The 15,322-nt window shown below is 71.9% G+C and carries 18 protein-coding genes, 1 tRNA gene and 1 other RNA gene; 8 read left to right on the top strand and 12 right to left on the bottom strand.

The features are described 5' to 3' along the window. Nucleotides 1–26: 26 nt before the first annotated feature. The 3 genes from D3272_RS19075 to D3272_RS19065 form a co-directional block, all read right to left on the bottom strand. A complete protein-coding gene (locus tag D3272_RS19075) occupies nt 27–1,244 on the bottom strand; it encodes a benzoate/H(+) symporter BenE family transporter (protein WP_129220806.1) in 1,218 nt (405 codons plus the stop codon). Between the two features lie 170 nt (nt 1,245–1,414). Next, entirely contained in the window at nt 1,415–2,221 is an 807-nt protein-coding gene (locus D3272_RS19070; protein WP_129220907.1) for a class II glutamine amidotransferase, read from the bottom strand. Nucleotides 2,222–2,225: 4 nt separating this feature from the next. Beyond that, on the bottom strand, nt 2,226–2,948 hold the full coding sequence (locus D3272_RS19065; protein WP_129220805.1) for an aspartate/glutamate racemase family protein: 723 nt from the start codon (nt 2,946–2,948) through the stop codon (nt 2,226–2,228). Between the two features lie 164 nt (nt 2,949–3,112). Between D3272_RS19065 and D3272_RS19060 the strand changes: the two genes are divergently transcribed. Continuing rightward, nucleotides 3,113–3,574, top strand: a complete 462-nt coding sequence (locus D3272_RS19060; protein ID WP_129220804.1) for an Lrp/AsnC family transcriptional regulator — start codon at nt 3,113–3,115, stop codon at nt 3,572–3,574. A gap of 9 nt (nt 3,575–3,583) precedes the next feature. Here D3272_RS19060 and D3272_RS19055 read toward each other — a convergent pair whose 3' ends face one another. After that, the gene (locus D3272_RS19055) at nt 3,584–3,964 is read right to left on the bottom strand and encodes a VOC family protein (protein ID WP_129220803.1); all 381 of its coding nucleotides are present in this window, start codon (nt 3,962–3,964) and stop codon (nt 3,584–3,586) included. Between the two features lie 74 nt (nt 3,965–4,038). Between D3272_RS19055 and D3272_RS19050 the strand changes: the two genes are divergently transcribed. Next, nucleotides 4,039–4,461 carry a VOC family protein gene (locus D3272_RS19050; RefSeq protein WP_129220802.1) on the top strand — a complete coding sequence of 141 codons (423 nt, stop codon included), beginning with the start codon at nt 4,039–4,041 and terminating at the stop codon, nt 4,459–4,461. A gap of 18 nt (nt 4,462–4,479) precedes the next feature. Here D3272_RS19050 and D3272_RS19045 read toward each other — a convergent pair whose 3' ends face one another. Continuing rightward, nucleotides 4,480–5,670 carry an MFS transporter gene (locus D3272_RS19045; protein WP_129220801.1) on the bottom strand — a complete coding sequence of 397 codons (1,191 nt, stop codon included), beginning with the start codon at nt 5,668–5,670 and terminating at the stop codon, nt 4,480–4,482. Between the two features lie 236 nt (nt 5,671–5,906). On the opposite strand from D3272_RS19045, the gene D3272_RS19040 reads away from it, so the two are divergent. Then, complete coding sequence (locus D3272_RS19040) at nt 5,907–6,794, top strand: MBL fold metallo-hydrolase (RefSeq protein ID WP_129220800.1); 888 nt, start codon at nt 5,907–5,909, stop codon at nt 6,792–6,794. 10 nt (nt 6,795–6,804) lie between these two features. On the opposite strand, the gene D3272_RS19035 is transcribed toward D3272_RS19040, so the two are convergent. The 3 genes from D3272_RS19035 to ssrS form a co-directional block, all read right to left on the bottom strand. Then, nucleotides 6,805–7,626, bottom strand: a complete 822-nt coding sequence (locus tag D3272_RS19035) for a TIGR00282 family metallophosphoesterase (protein WP_129220799.1) — start codon at nt 7,624–7,626, stop codon at nt 6,805–6,807. Further along, entirely contained in the window at nt 7,626–8,216 is a 591-nt protein-coding gene (locus D3272_RS19030) for a 5-formyltetrahydrofolate cyclo-ligase (protein ID WP_129220798.1), read from the bottom strand. The genes D3272_RS19035 and D3272_RS19030 overlap by 1 nt, the downstream gene beginning before the upstream one ends. A gap of 48 nt (nt 8,217–8,264) precedes the next feature. Then, a non-coding RNA gene (ssrS, locus tag D3272_RS19025) (6S RNA) lies at nt 8,265–8,417 on the bottom strand. Nucleotides 8,418–8,623: 206 nt separating this feature from the next. Here ssrS and D3272_RS19020 point away from each other — a divergent pair. Next, nucleotides 8,624–9,139 carry an RNA pyrophosphohydrolase gene (locus tag D3272_RS19020; protein ID WP_129220797.1) on the top strand — a complete coding sequence of 172 codons (516 nt, stop codon included), beginning with the start codon at nt 8,624–8,626 and terminating at the stop codon, nt 9,137–9,139. Between the two features lie 22 nt (nt 9,140–9,161). Beyond that, on the top strand, nt 9,162–10,103 hold the full coding sequence (mepA, locus tag D3272_RS19015; protein ID WP_129220796.1) for a penicillin-insensitive murein endopeptidase: 942 nt from the start codon (nt 9,162–9,164) through the stop codon (nt 10,101–10,103). 19 nt (nt 10,104–10,122) lie between these two features. Here mepA and msrA read toward each other — a convergent pair whose 3' ends face one another. Then, nucleotides 10,123–10,779, bottom strand: a complete 657-nt coding sequence (gene msrA, locus D3272_RS19010) for a peptide-methionine (S)-S-oxide reductase MsrA (RefSeq protein WP_129220795.1) — start codon at nt 10,777–10,779, stop codon at nt 10,123–10,125. A gap of 56 nt (nt 10,780–10,835) precedes the next feature. After that, nucleotides 10,836–11,156, bottom strand: coding sequence for a hypothetical protein (locus tag D3272_RS19005; RefSeq protein WP_129220794.1), 321 nt, complete (start codon nt 11,154–11,156; stop codon nt 10,836–10,838). A 211-nt stretch (nt 11,157–11,367) separates the two neighbouring features. Here D3272_RS19005 and D3272_RS19000 point away from each other — a divergent pair. Continuing rightward, nucleotides 11,368–11,457: transfer RNA gene (locus tag D3272_RS19000), tRNA-Ser, on the top strand. Between the two features lie 30 nt (nt 11,458–11,487). Beyond that, on the top strand, nt 11,488–11,907 hold the full coding sequence (locus D3272_RS27435; protein ID WP_165361420.1) for a DUF3606 domain-containing protein: 420 nt from the start codon (nt 11,488–11,490) through the stop codon (nt 11,905–11,907). Between the two features lie 916 nt (nt 11,908–12,823). Here D3272_RS27435 and D3272_RS18985 read toward each other — a convergent pair. After that, nucleotides 12,824–13,114, bottom strand: coding sequence for a hypothetical protein (locus D3272_RS18985; RefSeq protein WP_129220791.1), 291 nt, complete (start codon nt 13,112–13,114; stop codon nt 12,824–12,826). Between the two features lie 127 nt (nt 13,115–13,241). Here D3272_RS18985 and D3272_RS18980 point away from each other — a divergent pair, with 127 nt between their 5' ends. After that, complete coding sequence (locus D3272_RS18980) at nt 13,242–13,457, top strand: hypothetical protein (RefSeq protein WP_165361419.1); 216 nt, start codon at nt 13,242–13,244, stop codon at nt 13,455–13,457. 13 nt (nt 13,458–13,470) lie between these two features. Here the strand turns inward: D3272_RS18980 and D3272_RS18975 are convergent, their stop codons facing one another. Next, nucleotides 13,471–15,258 (bottom strand): chloride channel protein, encoded by a 1,788-nt coding sequence (locus D3272_RS18975; RefSeq protein WP_245496675.1) that lies wholly within the window; start codon nt 15,256–15,258, stop codon nt 13,471–13,473. Nucleotides 15,259–15,322: the final 64 nt, after the last annotated feature.

The following is a 15,322-nucleotide window of genomic DNA, read 5'->3' as shown; positions in this document are numbered from 1 at the left end:
GCGCCCGTCCAGCGGGCGGATCGGCCTCAGCGCCAACGCTCCAGCGCGAGCAGCACGCCCCCGGCCGCCAGCGCCCAGAACGGCGCGCCGATGCCGGCGACGACGATGCTCGAGGCCGCGACCGCGAAGGTGACGATGGCGGGCAGGCGCTCGCGCTCGTCGCCGAGAGCGGTGGCGAGGGCGCCGGCGAGGCTGCCCAGCAGGGCGAGGCCGGCCACGGCCTGGATCAGCAGGGGCGGCGAGGCCGTGACCAGGACGGCGGCGGCGCCCGCGCCGAGGCCGAGCGCCACGTAGGCGAGGCCGGCCACCACGGTCGACCAATAGCGCCGGGCGGGGTCGGCATGGGCGTCGGGCCCGGCGCAGAGCGCCGCCGTGATGGCGGCGAGGTTCATCAGCGGGCCGCCGAGCAGGGCCGTGACGGCCGAGCCGAGGCCGGTGGCGACGAAGATCGGCCCGATCCGGGGGCGGTAGCCGTTGGCCTGCAGCACGGCGAGGCCCGGCACGTTCTGGGACGCCATGGTGACGATGAACAGCGGCAGGCCGAGGCTGCCGAGCGTGGCCCAGACGAGGCTCGGGGGCGTGAAGGCCGGCTGGGGCCAGCTCCCGGCGAAGGCGCCGGGCGGCAGCTTGGCGACGAAGACCACGACGGCGATGGTGACGAGGAGTGCCGCCGGCACCGCATAGGGCCGGGCGAAGCGCCAGGCCAGCGCCCAGGCCAGGACGATCGGGGCCGCCAGGGCCGGCACCTCCGTCATGGCCTTCACGGGCGCGAGGCACAGGCCGAAGAGGATGCCGGCCAGCATGGCGCCGGCGAGGCTCTTCGGGATGGCGCCGACGAGCCGGCCGAAGGGCGACCACACGCCCGCCACGACGATCAGCGCCGCGGCGAACAGCAGGGCGCCGACCGCCGCCGGATAGCCGCCGGCCGGCAGGCCCGTGGCGATCATCAGGGCCGAGCCGGGCGTCGACCAGACGATCGAGATCGGCTCGCGCCGCCACAGGCTGAGCCCGATGGACATCACCCCCTGCAACACGCAGATGGCGAGCAGGCCCGAGGCGGCCTGGGCCGGGGTCGCGCCGACCCGCGTCAGCCCCTGCAGCACGATGGTGAAGGTCGAGGCGAATCCCACGATGGCGGCGAGCAGCCCGGTCGAGACGGGCTGCAGCCAGGAGCCGCGGGGCGGATCCCGCCGCGGGACGATAGCGGCGGACGGCGAGGCGACGTCGGCGACGGCCGAGGACATGGGGACTCCCGGGGAGGGTGGCGTTCCGCGTTCCTGACGGGATCGGCGCCGGGCCGCAAGCCCGGCCCGCGCAGACTCGGCGACTGTTGCGGGCTCGCGACGGAACGCCTCTCGATAGGACTGAGGGACCCGTCCCCGTTGCGGGCGGACCGGCGTCCCTTCATCGGCCCTCAAGCGGCGCGGACATCGACCGCTGCCGAAGCCGCGCCATCGACCGTGAAGGGCTCGCAGCGCTCCTCGCCGTCCGGCCCGAGCGTCAGCACGCTGCCGGACGGCACGGACCGCCAATCCGTCCCCGCGTCGAAAGGCTCGGAGGCGATGATGCGCCCGGCGGCCTCGTGCCGCCAATAGAGCGAGGGCGGCCGCCCGTCGCTGGCCCAACGGAAGGCCCGCAGCCGCGCCCCGTCGGCATGGACGGCGGCGAAGCGCAGCGGCTTGCCGATGCCGGCGCCGCGCAGGATGGCGAGGATCTCGCCCAGGGTCGCCGCCATGGCGCCGACCGGGTCCTCGGCGAGGCCCCGGGCCAGGGCGGCGAGGAAGATTACCTCGCTGTCGCCGTTGCCGCGCCGCAGCCCGTAGGTGTCGTCGGGGACCAGCGCGTCGACGCGGCGGCGGACGGTCTCGTAGCCTCCGATCTGGCCGTTGTGCATGAAGAGGTGCCGCCCGTGGGTGAAGGGGTGGCAGTTCGCCGCCGACACGTCGCCCGAGGTCGCCGAGCGGATATGGGCGGCGAACATCGGGCTGCGGATCTGCCGGCACAGCGACAGGAGGTTGCGGTCCGACCAGGCCGGCAGGATGCCGTGATAGGTGCCGGGCTCCTCGCGCTCGCCGTACCAGCCGATGCCGCAGCCGTCGGCGTTCACCACCGTCTTGGCTTCGCGGGCCGCGAGCGACTGCGCGATCAGCGAGGCCTCGGGGGTGACGAGCAGCCGATCGAGGAGGCTCGGCGCACCGAGGTAGGCGAGGAAGCGGCACACGGGGTCAGGCGGCGTCGCGCAGCGCGGGCCGCTCGGCGCCGAGCGCGAAGTCGAGCGCCGCACGGGCGTGGATCGCCGTGGAATCGAATCCCGGCACCGGCAGCGCGCCGGGATCCAGCAGCAGGCAGATCTCGGTGCAGCCCAGGATGACGCTGTCGGCCCCGGCGGCGACGCCGCGGGCGATCACATCCATCATCCGGGCACGCGAGCTTTCCCGCACAAGCCCCTGGCACAGCTCGTCGAAGATGATGTCGTGCACCAGCCCGCGGTCGTCCGCCGCCGGCACCACGACGTCGATGCCGGTCCCGGCCCGCATGCGCCGGGCGTAGAAGCCGTGCTCCATCGTGTAGCGGGTGGCGAGGAGCAGCGGGCGCCGGCACCCCGCGGCGGCGATGTCACGGCCCGTCTCGGCGATGATGTCGATCAGCGGCACGCCGGCGGCGCGCTCCACCGGCTCGGAGACGAGATGCATGGTGTTGGTGCAGATCAGCACGCAATCGGCGCCGGCTCGCGCCAGGCCGGCGCCGGCCGCCCCCAGCATGGTGCCGGCCTCGTCCCAGCGCCCGGCCTTCTGCAGGCGGACGACGGACTCGAAGTCGAGCGAATGGAGCAGCACGGCGGCCGAATGCAGCCCGCCGCGGCGGGCCCGCACGCCCTCGTTCAGCATGCGGTAGTAGACGAGGGTGCTTTCCCACGACATGCCGCCGATGAGGCCGATGGTCTTCATGCTGTCGCTCCTGCGCTGACCCATCGAGATCATGGCGCAGCTTCGGAACAAACGGTGCGCGTTTTCAGCTTGGCCAGCGCCGCATCGTGCAAGGGCCGGGCGCGATAACGTACGGCGGCGCCAACCGTTTGCGCTGCAGGCCTGACCGGCGCAAATTGGTTTCCATGCTCGACGACCGCGACCGCAAGCTCCTCACCCTGCTCCAGCGCGATGCCGAGGCGTCGGTGACGGTTCTCGCGGAGCGCGTGGCGCTCAGCGTCTCGGCCTGTTCGCGCCGCATCGCCCGGCTGCGCGAGGCCGGCTACATCGCCCGCCAGGTGGCGATCCTCGACCGGCGGGCCATGCGGGTGCCCACCACGGTCTTCGTCATGGTGCGGACGACGCGCCACGCCGCGGACTGGCTCGACGCCTTCCGCCGCGCCCTCGCCGACATCCCCGAGATCGTCGAGGTCCACCGCCTGACAGGCCACTACGACTACGTGCTGAAGATGGTGCTGCCCAACGTCGAGCACTACGACACGGTCTACAAGGCCCTGGTCGGGCGCGTCGAACTTTCGGACGTCTCGGCCTCGATCTCGATGGAAACCCTGAAGGACGACAGCGCCCTGCCCACGGGTTTCGCCTGACCCGTCAACTCATCGGACGAGGTTGCTGATCTCGATGAGGTTCTCGTCGTGGTCCCGGACATAGACGGACAGCAGCGGTCCGGTCGCGCCGGAGCGGCCGACCGGGCCTTCGACCAGCGGCACGTCGCAGCGGGCGAGATGGGTGAGCACGTCCGGCATGGGGACGGCGGTGAGGAAGCAGAGGTCGGCCGAGCCCGGCGCCGGGTGGCGGGCCTTGGGCTCGAACGTGTGGTCCTTCTGGTGCAGGTTGATCTTCTGCGTGCCGAAATGCAGCGCGTGGCGCCCGTCGGCCTCGACGTGCTCCATGCCGAGCACGGCCTCGTAGAAGATGCAGGCCCGCTCGATGTCGGCCACGGTGAGGACGAGGTGGTCAAGGCTCTCGATCTTCATGCGGGCGTCCCGTCTCTCACGATGTGGTCGGCCAACGCGCGGAGGCGGGTTTTAATACAAAGGAGCGCACCCTCATGCCGTCGATCGGACTCGTGACATTGGTGGTGGCGGATTACGACGAGGCTCTCGCGTTCTTTGTCGGTCGACTGGGGTTCGTCTCGATCTCCGACGAGCCGTTGGACGGCGGCAAGCGCTGGGTCGTCGTGGGACCGCCCGGCGGTAGCGGCGCAAACCTGCTCCTGGCGCACGCCGCATCGGGCGAGCAAAAAACCGCCGTCGGGCATCAGACGGGGGGACGCGTCGCCTTCTTCCTGACGACGGACGACTTCGCCCGTGATGCCGCGGCTTTCTCGGCGCGAGGTGTGCGCTTCGTCGAGGCGCCACGTCACGAGTCCTACGGCGTCGTCGCGGTCTTCGAAGACCTGTACGGCAACAGGTGGGACCTGATCGAACCGCGAGGCGGACCGGCCATAGCGGGAGGTGTGCTGCCCTGCTGACTTCGGCAGGGTTTCCGATCAGCCCTGCCGGCCTGCCCCGCCCTGCCCGACGAGCGTCAGGATCGCCAGCAGGCAGGCGGCCCCCCCGGCGAGGAAGACGGAGGGGAATCCGAACCCCGCGGCGAGGAAGCCCGCCAAGGGTCCGGTGAGGCCGATGGCGAGGTCCAGGAAGGCCACGAAGCCGCCCACGGCGAGGCCGCGGCTCTGCGGCGGCACCCGCCGCGTCGCCTCGACGCCGAGCGCCGGGAAGACGAGCGAGAAGCCGATGCCGGTGAGGCTCGCGCCGACGAGGGCGACCCCGGCATTCGGTGCCGCCCAGAGGACGGCCTGGCCGATCGCCTCGACGGCGAGCGAGGCCGCCGCCACGCGGGCGCCGCCGAACCGGTCGGGCCAATGGGCGAAGAAGACCCGCATGGCGATGTAGCCGGCGCCGAAGCCCGACAGCGCGAGGCCGGCGCCCGTCCAGCCGTGGGCCGCGTAATCCAGGCTGACGAAGGCCGCCAGCGCCGCGAAGGGGACGCCGGCCAGGCCCAGGCCGACGCCCTGCCGCCAGATGAGGGCGATGACGCGGCGGAACGGCAGGCGCTGGCCCGGGATGCCGGCCTCCGGCGCGATGGCGAGGGCGACGAGGAGGCCGAGGAAGGGCACGAGGGCGGCGGCGGCGGCGACCGCGGCGAAGCCGTAGCGCTCCATCACGGCGAGGCCCAGCGGCGCGCCGACCGCCAGGGCGCCGAAGATGCCGATCCCCTGCCACGCCATGACGCGGCCGGTGCGGGCGGGGCCGAGCCGCGCGATGCCCCACGCCATGGTGCCGGTGAGGAACAGGCTTTCGGCGGGACCCAGCGCCAGCCGCCCGGCCAGCAGCAGCGCGAGGCTCAGGCCGGGACGACCCGCCACCGCCTCCGAGGCGAGGTAGAGCAGCCCGGCGACGGCCGCTAGCGGCAGGCCCAGCAGGGCGCCGAGCTTCGGGCCGCGCGTGTCGGTGAGCCGGCCGGCGAAGCCGCGCGTCAGCACCGTGGCCAGCGACTGGATGCCGACGACCCAGCCGACCGCGACGGCGCTGAACCCGAGCCGGTCGTGGACCTGGAGGGCCAGCGCCGGCAGCGGCAGACCGAGCGCGAGATAGCCGCAGAACACCACGGGGAACAGCGGCCCGATGCCGGCGAGGGCGGTGCAGGAGGTGGTGGCGGGATGTGCGGTCGTCGTCATGGGAGCGCCTGATCCTGGTCCCCCGGGCAGCCGGGGGCCGATGGCGCGTCGACCGACGTGAACGCTGACGGCGGGCTTCGACCCGCGGTGTTCGTGGTTAGGTGCTGCCGCGACCGACTGTCAAGCCGCGCGGCGCCCTGGACGCCCGGGACCCCGCGCCCGATGTCCTGCGCATCATCCACGGAGGCTGCCTTGCGCCAGAGCCCATCGTTCCACGTCCGTCCGGGCCCGCCAGCGTGAGCCCCGGCTACCTGCCCTTCGCGGGGGCGCTCGATCTGCCGGCATTCTTCTGTGACAATTGCGGCTTCTGGCAGCGCCATTTCGAGGCGCCGCCCGCCTGCCCGCTCTGCCTCGACGCCCGCCACGTCGTGCCGCAGACGGGCTGGAGCTTCCGCACGCTCGCCGAGGCTCAAGCGCTCTACCCCTGCCATTGGGAGGAGCTCGAGCCCGGGCTGTGGCGCTTCTGGAACGAGCCCGTCAGCGGCATCGGCTCCATGAGCTATCTGCTGCAAGGCCCCGCCGGGAACCTAATGTTCGAGGGCTGCGCGGCCTTCAGCCCCGAAGCCCTGGCCTTCATCGCGGACCTCGGCGGCGTGCAGGTGCTGGCGGCCTCGCACCCGCACAGCTACGGCGCGCTCTGGCAGGTGCAGGACAGGTTCGACCCCGAACTGGCGCTCCACCCCGGCGACCTCGCCTGGTCGGGCGCCGTCTGCGTCACCTGGCCGTTCGACGCCGTGCTGGAGCCGTTGCCCGGCCTGGAACTGCACCTCACGGCCGGCCATTTCGACGGCCACACCGTCCTCTACGACCGGGGCCGCCGCATCCTGTTCTGCGGCGACGCGCTGAAGTTCGAACTCGACCCCGCCGACCGCCGCCGCGCCACCACCATCTCGACCCACAAGGCCTTCGTGCGCGGCATCCCGATGACGCCGAACGAGCTCCGGCGCTACCGGGACGTCTTCGCCCCGCTCGACTTCCGGCAAACCTTCACGCCCTTCGAGCAGGTGACGAACAGCGGCCGGCGCGAAGCCCTGGCGCTCATCGATTCCATGCTGGCCAGCCGCCCGCACGCGCGGCCGGCGCCGCTGGCGGAATTGCCCCGCGCCGAGCCGATGCGGGGCTGAGGCCGGTCCGTCAGGTCCAAAAATCCGGCAGCGCCGGCGACAGGCGGCCGCCGATCCGCACCGGGGCGACCTTCACGGCGAGGCCCGTGCGATCGTCGGTCTCGACCGCGATGCCGCAGAGCGTGGCGGGGCCGCCCGCCGGCTCGTAGCGGCTGCCCGGCGTGCGCTGGACGAAGCGGCGGATCGGCTCCTCCTTGTCGACGCCGATGACGCTGTCGTAGTCGCCCGTCATGCCGGCGTCCGACATGTAGGCGGTGCCGCCCGGCAGCACGCGGTGGTCGGCCGTGGGGATGTGGGTGTGGGTGCCGACCACGAGCGAGGCGCGCCCGTCGAGCACATGGCCGATGGCGTTCTTCTCGCTCGTCGCCTCGGCGTGGACGTCCACCACAACGGCGTCGCAGGCGAGGCCGAGCGGGCAGGCCTCGATCTCGCGCTCGAGTCCGGCGAAGGGATCGTCGAGCGCGTCCATGAAGACGCGGCCCATCACGTTGAGCACCAGCGCCCGCCGCCCGTCGTGCAGGTCGACCAGCGCGGCGCCGCGGCCGGGCGTGCCGGGCGGGTAGTTGAGGGGCCGCACGAGGCGCGGCTGGCGGGCGATGAAGACCAGGGCCTCGCGCTGGTCGAAGGCGTGGTTGCCGAGCGTGACGGCATCGGCGCCCGCCGCCAGGATATCGTTGCAGATGGTTTCGGTGATGCCGACGCCGGCCGCCGCGTTCTCGCCGTTGACCACCACGAGGTCGAGCGACCAGCGCGAGCGCAGGTTCGGGAGTTCCGCCGCGATGGCGGCCCGGCCGGAGCGGCCCATCACGTCGCCGACGAAGAGAATGCGCATCAGGAAGGTCCGAAGGTCATGAGGCCATGCTCGGTGACGAGGGCGTCGAGCCGCTGGTCGTGCGGTTCGGTCGGCACGGTGTCGACCTCCTGGGCCGCGAAGGCGACCCCGATGGCGAACACGGGCTTGAGGCGCCGCAGGCGCTCCAGCGCCCCATCGTAATAGCCCGCCCCGTAGCCGAGGCGGAAGCCGCGCCCGTCGAAGGCGGCGAGGGGCACGACGACGAGGTCGGGATCCACCTCCGGCGCCGCCGCGGCGGGCTCGGCGGTGCCGAACCGCCCGGCGGCGAGCGGCTCGCCGCTCCGCCAGGCCCGGAACCGCAGCGGCTCGCCGCGGGGCGGCGTGACGGGAAGCGCCGTGGCGAACCCGGCCTCGGCCAGCGCCGCCAGCAGCGGACGCGTGTCGGGTTCGTCGCGGATGGGGAGGAAGGCCGACACGATGGGGGGACGCTGCGGTGCCAAACGCCGCGCCGCCTCGACACCGTGCCGGGCCAAAGCCGCGGCGAGGACGGAGCGGCCTTCCGGGCCGATCGCGGCGCGACGCGCGAGGGCGGAAGCGCGAACCTCGTGCTTCGCGTCGCGGGCGCTCATGCGGCGCGCGGCGGATAGCCGCGGCAGAACGCGCACGCGGGAGAACAGTGCGGGGCCGCAGTGGCCGTGGGATATCGATCCCGGGAACCTACAACGTAGGTGGGCGCCGTGTGCTCAAGACCACGGTCGAGAACAGGGACAGCTCCCGTTGGAATCGATAAGGCCCCGGGAATACAGTCCTCACGCACCCCGCAGCTCCGCCACAGCAATCTATGGCGCCGCGCGCCGGAAATCCAGCCCCGGAGCCGGCAAATCGCCGTCGCCCGGGGCGGGCCGGGGCTGCGTCGCATCGCCGTCGCAATTCGTCCAGCCTCCAATGCGCTCCCGTGCAAGTTTCCGCTTCTGCTGGCGTGAAAATCGGCGAGATTGGAGGGAGATCGTGAACCGCCGAGCGTCGGATGTCCGCCATGCCGCAATTCGCCTACCGCCCCTGCGTGGGCATCACCCTGTTCAACCCCGAGGGGCTGGTCTTCATCGGCCGCCGCCGCTCGAAGCGCACCGTCGATCCCGCCGCCCAGGGCTACGAGTGGCAGATGCCGCAGGGCGGTATCGATTCGGGCGAGATGCCGCGTGCCGCGGCCCTGCGCGAGTTGCGCGAGGAGACGGGCGTGTCGTCGGTGTCGTTCCTGGCGGAAGTGCCGCAATGGCTCAGCTACGACCTGCCGGCCGACCTGTCGCGGCGCAGCTGGAAGGGGCGCTACCGCGGCCAGAAGCAGAAATGGTTCGCCTTCCGCTTCGAGGGCGACGAGCGGGAGATCAACATCGACCGGCCGGAACACGGGTTGAAACCCGAGTTCGATGCGTGGCGCTGGGAGCGGATCGAGCGCCTGCCCACGCTCATCATCCCGTTCAAGCGGCAGGTCTACGAGAGCGTGGTCGAGAGCTTCGGCCCGCTCGGCGCCCACGAGCCCGAGCGGACATGAGGCCTGGACGGGGCCGGGCGCCATGACGCGACGGGGCCAGGCGGCGCTGTGGTGGGTGCTGGCGCTGTCGGGCGCCGGCCTCCAGGCGGCGGGGCCGGCCGCCGGCCAGGACCGGGGGACGCTGGACCGGCAGCCCCTGCCCCCGCTGGCGAACCCGTCCGACCCCGCGCTGCCAGCCAAGCAGGCCTTCGGCCGCGCCCTCGAGCCCGCCGACCTGGGGGCGCGCTCGATCGGCTTCTATGCCAAGGGCTGCCTGGCGGGGGCGCAGGCGCTGCCGATCGACGGCGAGGCCTGGCAGGTCATGCGGCTGTCGCGCAACCGCAACTGGGGCAACCCGAAGCTCATCGGGTTCTTGGAACGGTTCTCCCGCGAGGTGCCGACCATCAACGGCTGGCCCGGCCTCCTGGTCGGCGACATCTCGCAGCCGCGCGGCGGGCCGATGCTGACGGGGCACGCGTCCCATCAGGTGGGGCTCGACGCCGACATCTGGCTCACCCCGATGCCGCACCGTGAACTGTCGCGCCAGGAGCGGGAGTTCATGTCGGCCACCGACGTGGTGCGGCCGGACCGGCTCGACGTGGCCCCGGAGCGATGGACGCCGCAGCATCTGGCGCTCATCAGGGCGGCGGCGCAGCAGCCCGAGGTGGAGCGGATCTTCGTCAACCCGGCGATCAAGAAGGCGATCTGCCGCGAGGCGGTCGGCGACCGAAGCTGGCTCGCCAAGGTGCGGCCCATGTGGGGCCACAACTTCCATTTCCACGTGCGCATCGCCTGCCCGGCCGACGACGCGGACTGCGTCGCCCAACCGCCCGTCGCGGCGGGCGAGGGCTGCGACGCCTCGCTCGCCTGGTGGTTCAAGCCGGAGGTGCTCCACCCCCGGCCCAACCCCGACGCCAGGCCGAAGCCGCCCATCACGCTGGCCCAGATGCCCGCCGCCTGCCGACAGGTGCTGCTGGCGCAGTGACGGGCCGGGGCGCCGCCGGTTATTCCGCCGCCACGCCGAGCCCGATGGGGCAGGACACGCCGGTGCCGGCGAGGTTGCAATAGCCGCCGGGGTTCCGCTGCAGGTATTGCTGGTGGTAGGTTTCGGCGTAGTAGAAGACCGGCGCCGGCCGGATCTCGGTGGTGACCGACCCCTTGCCGGAGGCCTTCAGCGCTGCCGCATAGGCGTCCCGCGAGGCTTCGGCCGCGGCCAGCTGCTCGGGCGTCGTGGTGTAGAGCGTCGAGCGGTAGGTGGTGCCGACGTCGTTGCCCTGACGCATGCCCTGGGTAGGATCGTGGCTTTCCCAGAAGAGCTTCAGCAGCGCCTCGTAGGAGACGACAGCGGCATCGAACGCCACCATGACGACCTCGGCGTGCCCGGTCATGCCGGTGCAGGTCTCCTCGTAGGTGGGGTTCGGCGTCTCGCCGCCCTGGTAGCCCACCGCCGTCGCCACGATGCCGCGGCCCAGGCGCCAGAACAGCCGCTCGGCGCCCCAGAAACAGCCCATGCCGAAATAGGCGATCTCGGTGCCGGCCGGGAACGGTCCCTTCAACGGCGTGCCGAGGACGAGGTGGCGGTCCTGCGTGGGGAGCGGGTCGGGGCGGCCCGGCAGGGCTTCGGCGGCGGTGGGCAGCTTGGTTGTCTTGCGAAACAGCATGGCGCGATCCTTCCGAACGGCGATGTCCCCGATATAGGGAGCGCCGGCCGCGACGGTCAGGTTGCCGGGCTCGAAAAGCCAGGGCGGGCGGCCTGCGGCCGCCCCGCATGGAGCAGCGCCAGCCCCAGCGCACCGCTGGCCAGCCAGCCCGGCACCGCAAGCGCCGCGCCCGCCACCGCCCGGACCGGCAGCGGCGCCCCGGCCAACTCGGCGAGCAGGCCGGCAAAGGGCGCCCCGCCGAGCCAGGCCGCCGTGTCGCCGATCCCGTATTGCAGGAGGCGCCCGCCCGCGATGGACCGGGTGCCGTCGACAACCAGGGCCGCGAAGGCAGCCGCCACGAGGCAGAAGCCGAGGGCGCGAAGGAGAAACCGGACCATGGACCGCCGCATCTGGTGGCCGGGCCCGCGGCCCGCACGCGCAGCATCATACGCCGGCGGCAGCGCCCCGCATCAGCGGAATGGATCGGCCGGTAAAAGCGGCCGCACCCGGTTGCGCTCGCCCGTCCCGCGATGCTAGATCCCGCCCGTGCCCCTCCACACGGGGGCCGACCGGCGCGGCGACGCGCCGGCCCGGCGTTCAGCGCCGGACGGAGAGGTGGCCGAGTGGTTGAAGGCGCACGCCTGGAAAGTGTGTATACGGGAAACCGTATCGCGGGTTCGAATCCCGCTCTCTCCGCCAGTTCGATCCCTTAGACCCGCGGTAGCAGGCGTGTCGGCTACGGCCGATCTCTGCGTCCCACGCCACCGAAGCCCGGCGGACGATGGGCTCGGCGACCTGGCCTGGACCGCTGCCGGGCTTCGTCGGCACCAGGGCCCGGCCGTCCGTCGTGCGGGCCGGCAGTTGGAGCTTGGATGGATCGAGGTGTCGCTCCGGCTCGCCGAATGCGTCGCGCGCCGCCGTCACGCCCGTCACGAGATCGCCTATCACCAGCCCAGGAGGGACCTCATGGTCGGCCTTAAAGACAAGCGTGGGTTCATCGACAAGGACCGGCTCGATCTGTCGGAACGCAAGGCGGTCGAGTTCTGGATGAAGCGCTGGGGCGTGACGCAGGACCAGCTGACGGCGGCTCATCGGAAGGTGGGCAGACTGACGAAGGACATCGCCGCCGAGTTGGGCAAGAAGCGTTAGGTGCTCAGTCTCTACGGGTTCACGGTTGAAGTCGCAGCTCCAAGACAGGGCAGAAACTTCATCCCGGCCATCGACGCCGGATGGTGCTGCTGAGCGCGCCGGAGAATGACGCCCGCCCTCCGAGGCCGCTCCGGCCGCCGCCCGGCGCGGATGCTCGGGACAGGCCCGGGCAAGATGCGGGAGAGCGACCGCCGAAGCGGTAGCGGTCTCGTTGGTTGTCGCGGTCCGTCTTCGGTCCCCGTTACTCGGTCCTTAGCAGACTAAGTCCTGTAGCGGCCGAAATAGCGGAGGCCGAAAAACCTAACGGCGGGTTCTGCCTACGCTTCATGCTTTACTGCCGAAGCGGCTGCTTGAGGGGAGGACAATTCCGGACAGCACCTAACACCTATGGGTTACTTGTGGGTCAGCACGGGTCGACGCGAAAATGGGCAGGATCAGCGCGATCCTGAAGGTGCCGAACACGAGCAACGTGAACGGGTCGATACCCATCCGCGCATGCCTTATCCTTGGCGGCCTTTTGGGTTGGGAAGGTACCGTGGTCGGTTCCGTTGACCACGATGGTGAAGTGCGACGTAGCGGCGTTAGCGTCCGTACTTTTGGGCCTATGCTCGATGAAAGCGGCTGACATGGAATCACTCCTCTGTGATGATGTGGCAATCGGACTCAACCACAGATTCGGTTGTAATAGCAAGCTAATGCACGTTTGACGCGTAAGGCGGGGTCAGATTTTCTCCGGAATTTCACGGCCGGTGACGCTCCCGGCCCGCTCGCGCCAGGCCAAGGACGTTGCGTCACCTTCGGGCTTCCACTGCAAGCCCGGATGGTGAGTGCCAGGGCGGCACGTCGCGGACCGGCCGGACGCATCCGTCCGCCGCCCTTGCGCCGACCGCGCCGGACCGGCCTGACGTCGCCCCCATCACCGCGAGATGAGCTTGCGGCCCTTGTCGGTGATGCAGAGCCCGACGCCGATGTGGTAGGTGGCGTAGCCCTCGGCCACGATGTTCCCGACCTCGTGGCGGTTGAGCACCTGATCGCGCACCGTGCGGGCGAAGCGCGTCTCGCCGCCCTCCCCCACCTGCTCGTCCTCCGGCGACAGCGCCATCACGGTTCTGAGGTGGGACAGGCGGGCGGCGGCGTTCATGCGGCCGTGGCGCGCCAGGGCCTTCAGCGTCGGCACCAGGATATCGGCTTCCAGCGTCCGTGCCATGGCGTCCTCCCCCGTCTGCGTTGCCCGATGATGGCGCGCGCGCCGCCGCCGCGGCAAGCCACTGCAACACCGCACCCGGCCCGGCGTTGACGGAGCCTCAGAGCGGCGACGGCGGGGACGAGGGCTCATGGACGACATCGAATGGCTCGACGACGGGACGGAGCGGCTGCGCCTGCGCCACACCGCCACCGGCCACGTCTTCACCTACGTGGTGGCGGACGGCGACCTCATGCCCGGCCGGGTCGAGGAGGGACACGGGCCGAAGGACCCCGGCGATGTCGCGGCCGACGTCCATGCCGTGGCGCGACGCGAGGCGAAGCGCCGGGGCCTTATCGGGTCCTGAGCCGACCGTCAGGTCAGCGCAGCACGCTGTCGGGCTGCAGGCGCTCCAGTTCCTCGCCGTAGCGCCGCAGCGCGTGGGCTTCCGTCATGGTGCCGATGACGCGCCGCGTCGCCTCGTGGTCCACCACCACCAGCGCGTCGGCCTCGCTCTTCTCGAAGAGGTCGAGCGCCTCGCGCACCGTCATCCAGGGCTGCAGGATGCGGTCGGTGAAGCGGCAAAGCGTGGACAGCGGGTCGCCGCCGCGGTCGAGCGGCGCCGTGTGGAGGTCGTCGAGCATCACCATGCCGGCGTAGCGCCCGGTGCCGTCCACCGCCGCGATATGCTTCACCGAGCCCAGCGGGAACTTCAGGCGCGCCTCGCGCAGCGACAGGTCCTGGGGCGCCGTGCGGGCGTCGGGGCGCATCAGGGTCTTCACCGACAGCTCCCGCATCCAGCCGATGTCGTGCGGGCCGCGGATGGTTTCGCCGCGCAGGTGGAAGCGCCAGGTGGCGAAGGAATAGCCGAAGAGTTCGCGCACGATGAGCGACGACACCACCACGGCGATCAGCGCCGCCAGCGTGATGGCGAAGTTGCCGGTGGTTTCGAGCGCCAGCGCCGTCATGGTGATGGGGGCGCCGATGACGCCGGTGGCGAGCGCCGCCATGCCGGTCAAGGCCGCGACGTCCGGGTCGAAGGCGAGGTCCGGGTAGAGCTGGAAGCCGAGGTCGGCATAGAGACGCCCGATCAGCGCGCCGATGAGCAGCGAGGCGTAGAACAACCCGCCCCGGAAGCCGGAGCCGAGCGACACGGCCGCGGCCGTCCCCTTCAGCAGGATGAGGCCCACCAGCGTCAGCGGCGCCAGCGACGCCACGAGGTCGATCGTCATGGCGCCGTGGCCCGCCCCGAGGACCTGGGGCGTCAGGATCCCCATGCCGCCCACCATGGCGCCGCCGATGGGCGTGCGCCACGGGGCCGGGATGCGCAGGCGCTTGAAGGCCGTCTCGCTCCCCGCCACCGCCAGCATGAGCAGGATGCCGGCGAAGCCGCACAGCACCCCGATGGCAACGATGTGGACGAGGTCGCCGGCACCGAGCGTCGACAGCGAACCGGGCCGGATGAGGAAGGCCGTGCCCTCGAAGTTGCGGGCCACGAGGCTCGCCACGAGGGCGCTGGTGGCGACGGGCGCGAGGGCCGACACCGTGTAGGTGCCCAGCACCACCTCGAAGCCGTAGAAGGCGCCCGCCAGCGGCGCCCCGAAGGCCGCCGCGATGGCGCCAGCCGCGCCGCAAGCGACGAGCAGGCGCAGGTCGCCCCGCCGCGCCGCCAGCGACAGGCCGAGCCGCGACGCCACGGCCGCCGAGATCTGCGCGTAGCCAGCCTCGAGGCCCACCGAGGCCCCGGTGCCGCAGGACACGATGGTCTGCGCCGTCACCAGCAGGCTGCCGGTCAGCGACAGGCGCCCGCCGAACAGGGCATTGGCCTCGATGGCGTCGGCGAGCCGGCCCGACATGCGCCGCGCGTAGCGCGCCATGCCGGTCAGCACCAGGCCGCCGAGGATCGGGATGAGGAGGGCGCGCCACCGCGGCACGTGGAAGGTCGCGCTGAGGCGCTGGCCGGCGGGCAGGTTGAACAGGACCTCGTGCAGATGCTGCACGATCCAGCCCATGAGGGCGACGAGGCCGCCGCTGGCGATGCCGATCACCAGCGCCGCCACCACGAGGCCGGACTCGCGGTTCCGCACGAAGCCACGGAGCCAGGCCGGGAGCTGTCTGCTGGTGATCTGCGTCTCGATCTTCGACAAGGCCCGCCCGACTGCGATCACGCCGCAGCGCCACCGCCCCCGGCGAACCCGCTCCAGCACCAGAATGCACCGCCCCACCGAAACC

This window comes from Lichenibacterium ramalinae (genome assembly GCF_004137085.1).
Taxonomy (GTDB): Bacteria; Pseudomonadota; Alphaproteobacteria; order Rhizobiales; family Beijerinckiaceae; genus Lichenihabitans; species Lichenihabitans ramalinae.
The sequence above is the reverse complement of the archived record's forward strand: the minus strand, read 5'-3'. Positions and strand labels throughout refer to the sequence as shown.

Excerpts from the sequence above, each read along its gene's own strand:
- D3272_RS19075 (WP_129220806.1), bottom strand. The coding sequence starts at position 1,244 with ATGTCCTCGGCCGTCGCCGACGTCGCCTCGCCGTCCGCCGCTATCGTC.
- D3272_RS19065 (WP_129220805.1), bottom strand. The coding sequence starts at position 2,948 with ATGAAGACCATCGGCCTCATCGGCGGCATGTCGTGGGAAAGCACCCTC.
- D3272_RS19060 (WP_129220804.1), top strand. The coding sequence starts at position 3,113 with ATGCTCGACGACCGCGACCGCAAGCTCCTCACCCTGCTCCAGCGCGAT.
- D3272_RS19055 (WP_129220803.1), bottom strand. The coding sequence starts at position 3,964 with ATGAAGATCGAGAGCCTTGACCACCTCGTCCTCACCGTGGCCGACATC.
- D3272_RS19050 (WP_129220802.1), top strand. The coding sequence starts at position 4,039 with ATGCCGTCGATCGGACTCGTGACATTGGTGGTGGCGGATTACGACGAG.
- D3272_RS19045 (WP_129220801.1), bottom strand. The coding sequence starts at position 5,670 with ATGACGACGACCGCACATCCCGCCACCACCTCCTGCACCGCCCTCGCC.
- D3272_RS19035 (WP_129220799.1), bottom strand. The coding sequence starts at position 7,626 with ATGCGCATTCTCTTCGTCGGCGACGTGATGGGCCGCTCCGGCCGGGCC.
- D3272_RS19030 (WP_129220798.1), bottom strand. The coding sequence starts at position 8,216 with ATGAGCGCCCGCGACGCGAAGCACGAGGTTCGCGCTTCCGCCCTCGCG.
- D3272_RS19020 (WP_129220797.1), top strand. The coding sequence starts at position 8,624 with ATGCCGCAATTCGCCTACCGCCCCTGCGTGGGCATCACCCTGTTCAAC.
- mepA (WP_129220796.1), top strand. The coding sequence starts at position 9,162 with ATGACGCGACGGGGCCAGGCGGCGCTGTGGTGGGTGCTGGCGCTGTCG.
- msrA (WP_129220795.1), bottom strand. The coding sequence starts at position 10,779 with ATGCTGTTTCGCAAGACAACCAAGCTGCCCACCGCCGCCGAAGCCCTG.
- D3272_RS19005 (WP_129220794.1), bottom strand. The coding sequence starts at position 11,156 with ATGGTCCGGTTTCTCCTTCGCGCCCTCGGCTTCTGCCTCGTGGCGGCT.
- D3272_RS18985 (WP_129220791.1), bottom strand. The coding sequence starts at position 13,114 with ATGGCACGGACGCTGGAAGCCGATATCCTGGTGCCGACGCTGAAGGCC.
- D3272_RS18980 (WP_165361419.1), top strand. The coding sequence starts at position 13,242 with ATGGACGACATCGAATGGCTCGACGACGGGACGGAGCGGCTGCGCCTG.